General features: G+C 65.9%; 8 protein-coding genes. 5 read left to right on the plus strand and 3 right to left on the minus strand.

Going from position 1 to position 11,406, the window contains the following annotated elements; all coding sequences use genetic code 11:
• Positions 1-149: 149 nt before the first annotated feature.
• Positions 150-932 carry a 3-hydroxybutyrate dehydrogenase gene (locus tag K0F86_RS12765; protein WP_219134740.1) on the minus strand — a complete coding sequence of 261 codons (783 nt, stop codon included), beginning with the start codon at positions 930-932 and terminating at the stop codon, positions 150-152.
• A gap of 71 nt (positions 933-1,003) precedes the next feature.
• Positions 1,004-2,086, minus strand: coding sequence for an AraC family transcriptional regulator (locus tag K0F86_RS12770; RefSeq protein ID WP_219134741.1), 1,083 nt, complete (start codon positions 2,084-2,086; stop codon positions 1,004-1,006).
• 139 nt (positions 2,087-2,225) lie between these two features.
• Here K0F86_RS12770 and K0F86_RS12775 point away from each other — a divergent pair, with 139 nt between their 5' ends.
• The 5 genes from K0F86_RS12775 to K0F86_RS12795 all read left to right on the plus strand — a co-directional run bounded on the left by K0F86_RS12775 (position 2,226) and on the right by K0F86_RS12795 (position 9,833).
• Complete coding sequence (locus tag K0F86_RS12775; RefSeq protein WP_219134742.1) at positions 2,226-3,836, plus strand: FAD-binding oxidoreductase; 1,611 nt, start codon at positions 2,226-2,228, stop codon at positions 3,834-3,836.
• On the plus strand, positions 3,833-5,401 hold the full coding sequence (locus K0F86_RS12780) for a glycerol-3-phosphate dehydrogenase/oxidase (RefSeq protein ID WP_219134743.1): 1,569 nt from the start codon (positions 3,833-3,835) through the stop codon (positions 5,399-5,401). Before K0F86_RS12775 ends, K0F86_RS12780 begins: the two co-directional genes overlap by 4 nt.
• Complete coding sequence (locus K0F86_RS12785; protein WP_219134744.1) at positions 5,398-5,745, plus strand: hypothetical protein; 348 nt, start codon at positions 5,398-5,400, stop codon at positions 5,743-5,745. Before K0F86_RS12780 ends, K0F86_RS12785 begins: the two co-directional genes overlap by 4 nt.
• A gap of 3 nt (positions 5,746-5,748) precedes the next feature.
• Positions 5,749-7,326 carry an FGGY-family carbohydrate kinase gene (locus tag K0F86_RS12790; RefSeq protein WP_219134745.1) on the plus strand — a complete coding sequence of 526 codons (1,578 nt, stop codon included), beginning with the start codon at positions 5,749-5,751 and terminating at the stop codon, positions 7,324-7,326.
• 245 nt (positions 7,327-7,571) lie between these two features.
• Positions 7,572-9,833, plus strand: a complete 2,262-nt coding sequence (locus K0F86_RS12795) for a TonB-dependent hemoglobin/transferrin/lactoferrin family receptor (RefSeq protein ID WP_219134746.1) — start codon at positions 7,572-7,574, stop codon at positions 9,831-9,833.
• Positions 9,834-9,936: 103 nt separating this feature from the next.
• Here K0F86_RS12795 and K0F86_RS12800 read toward each other — a convergent pair whose 3' ends face one another.
• Positions 9,937-11,295, minus strand: a complete 1,359-nt coding sequence (locus K0F86_RS12800; protein WP_219134747.1) for a diguanylate cyclase domain-containing protein — start codon at positions 11,293-11,295, stop codon at positions 9,937-9,939.
• Between the last annotated feature and the right edge of the window lie 111 nt (positions 11,296-11,406).

The following is an 11,406-nucleotide window of genomic DNA, read 5'->3' on the forward strand; positions in this document are numbered from 1 at the left end:
GGAAAGGTTGATACGCTGACGCTGCAACGCCCGCCCACATCATCGCGAGCGGCAGCGATGTGTGGCCGAGACGCGCAGCTGTGCTGGAGCACAGCGAGCATCGCAGGCCGCACAGGGCGCCGCGCAGCCGATGTGGGCGGGTGTCACCACTATTGCATGTGCCAGCCGTGGCTCACCACGATGGATTGGCCGCTCAGGGCCGTCGACGGGAACGCCGCCAGGAAGACGGCCGTTTGTGCCACGTCTTGCGTGGTGGTGAATTCGCCGTCGATGGTTTCTTTCAGCATCACGTTCTTGATGACTTCTTCTTCCGTGATCTTCAGCTGGGCCGCCTGCTCGGGAATTTGCTTGTCGACCAGCGGCGTGCGCACGAAGCCGGGGCAGATGACGTTGGCGCGGATGTGGTCTTTCGCGCCTTCCTTGGCCACCACCTTGGCCAGGCCCAGCAAGCCATGCTTGGCAGCAACATAGGCGCTCTTGAACGGCGAGCCTTCGTGCGAGTGCACGGAACCCATGTAGATGATGGCGCCGCCGCGGCCTGCCTTGATCATTTCGCGCATGCAGGCGCGCGTGGTGAGGAAGGCGCCGTCCAGGTGAATGGCCAGCATCTTTTTCCACTGGTCGAACGGGTAGTCGACGACGGGACTGATGATCTGGATGCCCGCGTTGCTGATCAGAATGTCGATGCCGCCGAAGTGGGCCACGGCGTCCGCCACGCCCTTGTCGACCTGCTCTTCGCTGGAAACATCCATGGCGACGGCAAACGCCTGGCCGCCCGATTGCTTGATTTCCTCGGCCGTCTTGCTGGCCGCTTCCAGGGCCAGGTCGGCGATGACGACCTTGGCGCCCTGTTTCGCGTATTCAATGGCCATTTCCTTGCCGATACCACTGGCGGCGCCGGTAATCAGTGCGACTTTGTCTTTGAGTTGCATATTAATCCTTTGCATTGCGGGTTGGAGTGATCGTGGGAAGTCAGACTATGCCAGTATAGCCAGAAAACGCGTCAGGCATGCCCCGCGCACGCGTGCAAACCGGCTTGCTTCTCCTGTAATTGCTGCAGGCGCCAGGCGCCGGGATTGGTGCCAGCCCAGACGCGGAACGCGTGGTTGAACGCGCTTTGTTCCTGGTAACCGAGCAGAAAGGCGATGTCGACCAGCGACAGGTCCGGCTCGCGCAAATAATCGCGCGCCAGGCCGTAGCGGGCCTGGTCCAGCAGGGCCTGGAAGCTGGTGCCCGCGTCGGCCAGCTTGCGCTGCAAGGTGCGCGGCGTCACAGCCAGTGCGGCGGCAACGGTGGCCAGCCGCGCCGAACCGTGGCGCAAGCCCGCCACGATGGACGCGTGTACTTGTACTTCGATGCCGGCGCCGGTGTCCATTTCGGCCTGGCGCTGCGCCAGCAGCTGTTCCGCGTGCTGGCACAGCACGGGGTACAGGCTGACGTCGGCATTCGGCACGGGCCAGTCCAGCAATTGCGCGTCGAAGGTGGCCGTGTTGGCGTCCGCGCCAAAGGCGGGCAGGCTGCCCAGCACGCGCACGTATTCGTCGCGGTGCGCCGCGTGGCGCAGCAGCTCGCCGCCACCATCATGGGCAAACGCCAGCCGGGCCGGCGGCAGCGGCATGCCCGCCAGCCAGTCGCCGCACACTTTGACACCGGCAAAGACGCTGTCGACCAGGTGCCGGCTGGCGCCCGGGTAATTGCTGGCCCAGCGGTAGTGCGCGACGGCGCCGTCGCGCTGCAGCGTTGAGCGGCCCAGGTCGTGCGCCAGCCGCTCGTAGCGGGCCGTCTGTTCCAGCGCCTGGCCCACGTTCTTGCAACTGAGCAAAATCAAGCCGTACGCGCTGTACGTGCCCATGCGCACGCGCTGGCCCACGTGCAGGCCGAAATGCGCGTCGCCCGCCAGGCTGGCGCCCGCATCGAGCAGGCGCACGTAGTCGCGCGCGGCCAGGCTGGCCGCTGACGCTTCCAGGCTGTGCGGCGGCACGCCGGCCGCTTGCGCCAGGGTGGCTGCCGCGATGCCGTGCGCGCCGGCCGCTTCGAGCAGCGGCAGCAGATAGGCGCCGGCGACACGGCCGTCAGTACTTGTCATGATAGAACAATGCGATTGTCATGAAAAACCAATACCCTTCGTTTGTGGCGGCATATGCTATTGATCTGGCAAGAAAATAAGGCAAGGACAGTATAGCAAGCCGCCGTGGCGCGCAACTGGCCCAACACAGGGGATATCAATGCAACGCTGGAATGGCTGGGGGGACGAGAGCGTCAGGTACGCGCTGAGCGAGGAGGCGCTGGCCTTCCTGGGCGAACGCCTGGGGCCGGGCAGCGGCATGCTCGATGCCACATTGGACGAGGCTTGCGCGCAAGTGCCCGCTTCGCGCCTGGCGCCGCATCCACTGATCGATACCCTGCCTGCCACGCGCGTGCGCCATGCGCTCGGTCAAAGCCTGCCCGACTGGTTCAAATTGCGCCACGGCCGCATCGGTGTTGTTCCCGATGGCGTGGCGTTTCCCGACAGCGCGCTGCAGGTGCGCCAGCTGCTCGACTACGCGCGCCAGGCCTGCGTGTCCGTGATACCGCACGGTGGCGGCACCAGCGTGGCCGGGCACCTGACGGTGGCGGCGGGGTCGCGCCCCGTGCTGGCGCTGAGCCTCCGGCGTTTGTCTGCGCTGGGCCACCTGGACCGCGAAGCGCAGCTGGCCACGTTTGGCGCGGGCGTCTACGGCCCCGACCTGGAAGCGCAGCTGCGCGCGCATGGCTATACCCTGGGCCACTATCCGCAGTCGTTCGAATATTCCACCCTGGGCGGCTGGATCGCCACGCGCTCGTCTGGCCAGCAGTCGCTGCGCTATGGCCGCATCGAGCAGCTGTTCGCGGGCGGCGAGGTGGAAACGCCGTCCGGCACCCTGACGATTCCCACGTTTCCCGCTTCGGCGGCCGGCATCGACCTGCGCGAAATGGTGCTCGGTTCCGAGGGGCGGCTGGGCATCCTGACGCAGGCGACGGTGCGCATCTCGCCGCTGCCGCCCTACGAAGCTTTCCACGCCGTGTTTTTCGCCGATTGGGGTCAGGCACAGGCGGCCGTGCGGACGCTGGCTCAGTCGCGCCTGCCCCTGTGCATGCTGCGCCTGTCGAACGCGCTGGAAACGCAAACCATGCTGACCCTGGCCGGCCACAAGAAACTGGTGGGACTGCTGGAGCGCTACCTGTCCCTGCGCGGCTGCGCGCAAGGTAAGTGCATGCTGATGCTGGGCGTCAGCGGAGAAGAAAAAACGGCGCGCGCGGCCCTGCGCGGCGCGCTGGCGCTGGCGCGGCGGCACAAGGGCGTGCACGTGGGACGCCACATGGGCGACAAGTGGAAGCAGGGGAGATTTCGCAACGTCTACCTGCGCAATGGCGCCTGGGAACACGGCTATGTCATCGACACGGTGGAAACGGCCGTCGACTGGCCCCGCGTCACGCCCATGATGGCGGCGCTGGAGCAGGCGGGCACCAATGCGCTGGCCGCGCACGGTGAGCGGGTGCATGTGTACACGCATCTGTCGCACGTGTATGCGCAGGGCGCCAGCGTCTACACCACTTATGTGTACCGGCTGGCGCCCACGTATGAAGACAATATGGCGCGCTGGCGTAGCTTGAAAGACGCGGCCTGCGCCGCCATCGTCGCCAATGGCGGCACCATCAGCCACCAGCATGGCGTGGGCACGGATCACGCGCCGTGGCTGGCGGCGGAAAAGGGAGAGCTGGGCATCGCCGCCATGCGCGCGCTGCTGCGCCAGTTCGACCCGCAGGGCATGATGAACCCCGGCAAACTGCTGCCTGACGCCGGAGACCCATCGTGAACAGGGGGGATCTGCCTGGCGTCCTGGCGCGCGACTGGGACGTGCTGATCGTCGGCGGCGGCATCACGGGCGCCGGCATCCTGCTGGAAGCAGCGCGGCGCGGCTTGAAGGCGCTGCTGGTGGAACAGCGCGATTTCGCCTGGGGCACGTCGAGCCGCTCCTCGAAGCTGGTGCACGGCGGCCTGCGCTACCTCAAGCAGGGGCAGTTCGCGCTGACGCGCGAATCGGTGCATGAGCGGCAAGCCTTGCTGGCGGATGCGGCGGGGCTGGTCGAGCCGCAAGGCTTTGCCTTTGGCGACTACACGGGCAGGAAACCGGGGCGGCGCCAGTTCATGCTGGGCCTGGCCATCTATGACGTGATGGCGGGCCGGCGCGCGCGCCGCTATGTCGATGCTGCCGACTTTGCCATGCTGGCGCCACATGTCAACCGCGATGGGCTGCGGGGCGGCATGCTGTACCAGGACGCCAAGACGGACGACGCGCGCCTGGTGCTGCGCGTGCTGCAGGAAGCGCGCCGCCATGGCGGCGTGGCCGTCAATTACCTGGGCGTGGAAGCACTGCTGCGTGAAGATGGCACGGTCGTCGGTGCCACCTTGATCGATGGCGTCGGCGACGCAAGGTTGACTGCGCGCGCGCGCCTGGTGATCAGCGCCACGGGCGCCTGGGCCGACGCCTTGCGCGGCCAGGTGGGAGAGCAGCCGAAGCTGCGGCCCTTGCGCGGCAGCCATCTGCTGCTGCCCGCCTGGCGCCTGCCGCTGGCGCAAGCCGTCAGCCTGATGCACCCGCACGATGGCCGTCCCGTGTTTGCGTATCCGTGGGAGGGCGTGACCCTGGTGGGCACCACCGATGTCGACCATGGGGCCAGCCTGGACCTGGAGCCTGCCATCACGCGCGGCGAACTCGCCTATCTGATGACGGCGCTGCGTTGGCAGTTTCCGCAGCTGGCGCTGGGCGAAGACGATGTGCTGGCCACGTTTGCCGGCGTGCGCCCCGTCATCGACAGCGGCCAGCTTGACCCGTCGAAGGAAGCGCGCGAACATGCGCTATGGCTGGAACACGGCTTGCTGACGGTGGCGGGCGGCAAGCTGACGACGTTCCGCATGATCGCCCTCGACGCCTTGCGCCGCGCCGCACCGCTGTTGCCGGATTGGCAGGCGGATCTGCGCCCCTTGCCGATCTTTGACGCCACGCCGCCCCTTTCGGGCAAGGCCTTGCTGCTCGATGGCGAACAGCGCAAACGCCTGCTGGGCCGCCATGGCGCGCAAGCGCAGGCCCTGTGCGATGCGGCGCAGGAGGGCGAACTGGCGCCGGTTCCCGGCACGCAGACCCTGTGGGCCCAGCTGCGCTGGGGCGCGCGCAACGAGGACGTGCAGCACCTGGACGACCTGCTGCTGCGGCGCACGCGCCTCGGTTTGCAGCTGGCCGGCGGCGCGCTTGCTATCATGCCGCGCCTGCGTGGCGTCTGCCAGCATGAACTGGGCTGGGACGATGCGCGCTGGGACGACGAGCAAGCACGCTACCTGGCCCTGTGGCGCAGCCATTACAGCGTGCCGCAGGGCGATTGAAAAACCATAAAAATAAGGAGAACATCATCGACACCACCCTGTTTGGCCAGCCCCTGGCGCTGGGCGACGCCCGCATCACCTATGACAGCCTGTCGGCGCTGGACCTGCGCCAGAGCGTGGAGGTTCTCGTCGACAACCTGGGCGAAGACCTGCTGCAAATCACGTGCGCGAATGGCGACATCGTCGACGTGGGCTGGTATCCGGCCTGGAATGAACAGGGACGCTTGCGCGTGGTGGCCGTGCGCGGGCAGGACTGGGAAGCGCCCGTCTTCAGCGCGCAGCCGGAAAAAGATCCGCAGGCGCTGCTGCAGGCGCTGCGCGCCGCGCTGGCCAGCGTGGCATAAGCGATGGGCTCCACAGCGGGCAATGGCCCCTATATCCTCTCCATCGACAATGGCACGCAAAGCGTGCGCGCGCTGCTGTTCGACCGGGACGGCAACCTGGCGGCCAAGGCGCAAGTGTTCCTCGAAGCGTATTACTCCGAGCATCCCGGCTGGGCCGAGCATGACGCCGACGGTTACTGGCAAGCCGTGTGCGAAGCGTGCCAGCAGCTGTGGCGCGGCACGGACATCAATCAATCCTCGGTGGCCGGCGTGGCCGTGACCACGCAGCGCGGCACGGTGGTCAACGTGGATGAACATGGCGCCCCCCTGCGCCCCGCCATCACCTGGCTGGACCAGCGCAGCACGCGCGACATTCCCCAACTGGCGCCGTGGTGGCGCGCCGCCTTCCGCGTCACGGGCCTCGAGGGCACGATCGCGTACTTCCGCCGCGAGGCCGAGATCAACTGGATCAGCGCGCACCAGCCCGACATCTGGCGCCGCACGCATAAATTCCTGCTGCTGTCGGGCTTCTTGAACCACCGCCTCTGCGGAAAGTATATCGATTCGACCGGCTCGCAAGTGGCGTACATCCCGTTCGACTACAAACGCCACGCCTGGGCCGGGCGCTTCGACTGGAAGTGGCAGGCGCTGGCGATACGACGCTCCATGCTGCCGGAACTGGTGACGCCGGGCACGCGCATGGGTGCCATCACGGCCGCGGCGGCGGCGGCGACGGGCATTCTTGAGGGCACGCCCTTGCTGGCGGCGGCCGCCGACAAGGCGTGCGAGGTGCTGGGCGCGGGCTGCGTCGAACCGCATGTGGCGTGCCTCAGCTACGGCACCACGGCCACCATCAACACGACCAACCGCAAATACGTGGAAGTGACGCGCTTCATTCCGCCGTATCCGGCCGCCATGCCGGGCGCCTACAGCACGGAAGTGCAGATTTTTCGCGGCTACTGGATGGTCAACTGGTTCAAGGAGCAGTTCGGCGACCGCGAACGGGCGGCGGCCGCCGAAGATGGCACGGGCTTGTCCGCCGAAGCGCTGTTCGACCGCCTGGTCGACGCCGTGCCGCCCGGCTCCATGGGCTTGATGCTGCAGCCGTACTGGAGTCCGGGCATCAAGGTGCCCGGCCCGGAAGCGAAGGGCGCCATGATCGGCTTTGGCGACGTGCACACGCGCGCGCACATCTACCGCGCCATCCTCGAAGGTCTCGCGTATGCGCTGCGCGAAGGCAAGGAGCGCATCGAACAACGCAGCGGCATGGCGATTACGGAGCTGCGCATCGCGGGCGGCGGTTCGCAAAGCGACTCTGCCATGCAGCTGACGGCCGACATCTTCGGCTTGCCCGCCGCGCGCGCCCACGTGTATGAGAGTTCGGGCCTGGGCGCGGCCATCGCCGCCGCCGTGGGCCTGGGCTGGCATGCGGATTTCCCCGCCGCCGTGCAGGCGATGACGCGCAAGGGCAAGGTATTTCATCCCCATCCCGAGCACCGGAAAATCTACGAACAGCTGTACCGGCGCGTGTACCAGAAAATGTATGCGCGGCTGCAACCGCTATACCGCGAGATCGCCGATATCACCGGCTATCCGGAATAACTACGCATTAAATCGTATTGCGAATCATTCGCATCCGATATATGATGTATTCCGCATTTCACTAAGGCAACTTATCCCGGTGACTGCAGTGCGCCGCCGGCCATGCGCTGGCGGCGTGTCCGCGCGGGCAGGGTTCCGCCGCAACGCTTGCGTCAACGCCGCCGCTTGATCGTGCACCGCCTGTCCTCTGCCCAGCGTTTTTTCATTCCACAAGCATGAAGTAGCAAACCCAGGCAAGGATAGCGATGAAGAGCAGCAAACAACGATTGACCCCGCTGGCCGCCGCGCTGGCACTGGCATTGGGCGGCGCGCAGGGCCCTGCGTGGGCGGCGGCGATGGCCGACAAGGCCGATGCCGTGCAGATGCCCGCCATCAGCGTGTTTGGCGACGCCATCAGCGCCGGCACGGCAGGGCGCTCGTACATCAACAGCGCCGACATCGAGCGCCAGCAGGCGGACAACGTCGCCTCGCTGCTCGACACCCTGCCCGGCGTGGACCTGGCCGGTACGGCCCGTCCCAGCGGCCAGAGCCTCAATATCTGGGGCTTCAATAAAGTGCAGGACGTGAAAGTCATCCTCGACGGCGTGCCCAAGGGCTTCGAGAAATACCGCCAGGGCTCCATCTTCATCGAACCGGAACTGATCAAGCAGATCGAGGTGAACAAGGGCGCGCATACAAGCTTGTACGGCAATGGCGGTTTCGGCGGCGTCATCACGGTCGAGACCAAGGACGCGCAAGACTTGCTGGAAGGCGGCGAGAGCGTGGGCGCCATGCTGAAGTATTCGCGCCATTCGAACAATGGCGAAAACGACGCCACCGTGGCCGTGTATGGCCGCAGCGCAGATGGTCGCTTCGATGCGATGGCCTTCACCACGCGGCGCAAGTCCGATGATTTGCGCAAACCCGATGGCAAGCCATTCCGCTTTTCCGCCATCGACGCGCCATCGAGCCTGGCGAAACTGAATATCCGGCTGACGCCGGAGCAGCTGCTGACCCTGACGGCGATGAAGAGCGGCAGTTCGGGCTGGGGTCCGTTCGCCGCCATGGGCGAAGACGTGCCCACCCCGACCGAGGCGGAAATCAAAAAATATGGACTGGAAGAGGCGTGGCGGCGCAAGGCCGTGTACCGCGACCAGGACGACGACACGGTTTCCGTGAAGTGGCAGTATGCGCCACAAGATAATCCGTGGATCAAGCTGACGGCCAGCGCCGGCTATTCGCACACGGACCAGCATGACCAGCGCCTGCCGTCCGCTTCACTCGGTTCCTATCTGGGTTCGCTGGGTAACGAGAGCTGGGCTTCGTACGTGGACCGCATCGCGGAGGTGCGCAATGAGAGCGTGTTTGCGACGGGGGCCGTGTCGCACGTGCTGCAAACGGGCCTGCAGTGGCACAAGAATGTGCGCGATACCCTGATGTACTACCCGTCGTCGACGGCGCTGAAGGATCCCAGCTATAACTATGGCTACTTCCAGCCCTATTACATGCCGGCCGGGCGCCAGGAAACCACGGGCCTGTATCTGCAGGATGCGATGACGTATGGCGACCTGACGCTGACGGCGGCGCTGCGCCATGACCGGGTCGTCTCCGAGGGCGTGCCGAACAAGGCATCGCGCTACAACAGCCCGCTGGCGGCGGCCGGTCACGACTTCAGCGAAAAGGCCCACGAAGACTGGTCGCCCCGCCTGGGCCTGTTCTGGAAGGCGTCCAGCACGCTGGCCTTGTTCGGCGACTTAAGCCGCACCTGGCGCGCGCCGACCATCGACGAGATGTATTCGAATGAATATTATGTGTCGCCGCGCCTCGGTTCATCGACGCCGGCTACCAGCCGCAACCTGGCCGTCGAGCGCGTGACGGCCGTGCGCGCGGGTGTCATGCTGCACCGCCAGAACGTGTTCATGGAGCGCGACGACGCGCAGCTGCGCCTGACGGTCTACCGCAATCGCGTCAGCGACAATATCGGCCCGCGCCTGGGCGTGCTGGTCGAAGGCTACGAGCCGGGATCGGGCAAGGTGCCGCCGGCGCTGTCCGACTACCGCAACCTGGCCGGTTTCCGCACGCAGGGCGTGGAGGTCGAGTCCTACTACAACGCGCCGCGCCTGTTTGCCAGCGCCTCGCTGTCGAAGCAGCGCGGCACGCGCAGCGGTACCCAGCGCGACCCGTGGGGGCAGGACGAACCCGTGTCGACGATTGCGCCGGACAAACTGATGGCGGGCCTGGGCTGGCGCTTGCCCGACCTGGGTGCCAGCATCGGCTGGCAGGGCCGCTTCGTGGCGAAGCAGGAGCGCGTGCTGCCCGTGGGCAGCGTGTACCGCCTGCCGCCATCGAAGGGCTATGCGCTGCATACCGTGTTCGCGTCGTGGAATGGCCGGCAAGGCATCTGGCGCGGCACGGAAGTGCGGCTGACGGTCGATAATGTCTTCAACCGCAACTACATGCCCTACCTGAGCGAAGCGGTGACCGGCGTGGGGCGCAATGCGAAGTTGAGCGTGTCGAGGAAGTTTTGATTAATTTTAGGAACAGCGGGCCGGAGACGCTTGGCCCGGAGTGCCTTTTTTTGTGACTTGGGCCTACTCTATGTTCGCTGCGTGTTGCGCTGAATTTCAAACCTTAACGTAACACTAATGCCTTGACCGTTTTCCAGGCCGTGCTGCCCGAGTGCGTGGCGCGCACCTGGTTGCGGCCCGCTTCCTTGGCCACGTACAGGGCGCGGTCGGCGGCGACGAACAGCGCTTCGCGGTCGTCCAGCTGGTGCGGGTGGATGGTCGCCACGCCGATGCTGACGGTGATCCACGGCGAGGTGGCGGAGCGCGGGTGCGGCAGCTGCAGTGCTTCGATGTGCATGCGGATGGCTTCGGCCAGATGCAGGGCGCCGTCGGCATCCGTGTCGGCGAACAGCATGACGAATTCCTCGCCGCCGTAGCGGGCGGCCAGGTCGCCAGGGCGGGCGGCATGCGAGGCGATGGCTTGCGCCACCTGCTGCAGGCAGCTGTCGCCGGCCGGATGGCCCAGGCTGTCGTTGTACAGCTTGAAGTGGTCGACGTCGAGCACCACCAGCGACAGGGTGCCACCGCCGCGCACGGCGCGCTGCCACTCTTTTTCCAGGAAACTGTCGAAATGCCGGCGGTTGGCTATTTTTGTCAGCGGATCGAGATAGGCGGCGCGCTGCAGCGCGTCTTCCGACTGCTTGTGGTGCGTGATGTCGTGCAGCAGGCCGATATACAGGGGCTGGCGCAGATACATGGGCGTCAGCGTCAGGTCCATGCTCAGCGCCGCGCCGGTGCGGTGGCGGATCACCACTTCGCGCGTGCCGTGGTTGTGCGCTTTTTCCGGATTGGCTGCGTACATGCTGAAGTAATCGAGGTATTCCTGCGTCACCAGGGGGCTGAGCAGTTCAGCGATCGAGCGTCCGGCCAATTCGTTTTCGCGGTAGCCCAGGTACTGGTCGCAGGCCGGGTTGGTGTACTGGATGCGCCCGTCCGCCTCGATGATCAGCAAGCCCTCGGCCATGTTGTTGACGATGGTGCGCAGGCGCTCGGCCTGCTCCTGCTGGGTTTCATTGCTGCTGCGGATGTGCAGCTGGGCGCGCACGCGCGCGCACACTTCGGCCATGCGCAGCGGTTTGCTGATGTAGTCGACGGCGCCGCAGTCGAAACCGGCCACCACGTCTTCCGTCTCCGTCCTGGCGCTCATGAAGATGACGGGAATGCCCTGCGTCAGCGGATGCTGCTTGAGGCGGCGGCAGGTTTCGATGCCATCCATGTCCGGCATCAGCACGTCGAGCAGGATCAGGTCGGGATGGGCACGCTGGGCGATCGCCAGCGCCCGCTCACCGGACGTGGCAACATAGGTTTGATAACCCTGTTCGCTCATCAGCTTGCGCAGCAGCTCAAGGTTGGCCGGCGCATCGTCGACAATCAAAATGGCGGCGTTGCGCCGCTGGGAATGCTCCACACTGCCTGGACTCATTGCTTCCGGCCTTCTCGATGTACTCTGCGCTGCCAGCGTTTGCTGCATTTTCCGTGATGCTGACCGGGTTCAAATCGGATACAGCGGTCAAATCATACCGCTTTGCCAATT

Origin of the sequence: Janthinobacterium sp. UMAB-60, from assembly GCF_900095235.1 — a bacterium.
Classification (GTDB): Bacteria; Pseudomonadota; Gammaproteobacteria; order Burkholderiales; family Burkholderiaceae_D; genus Janthinobacterium.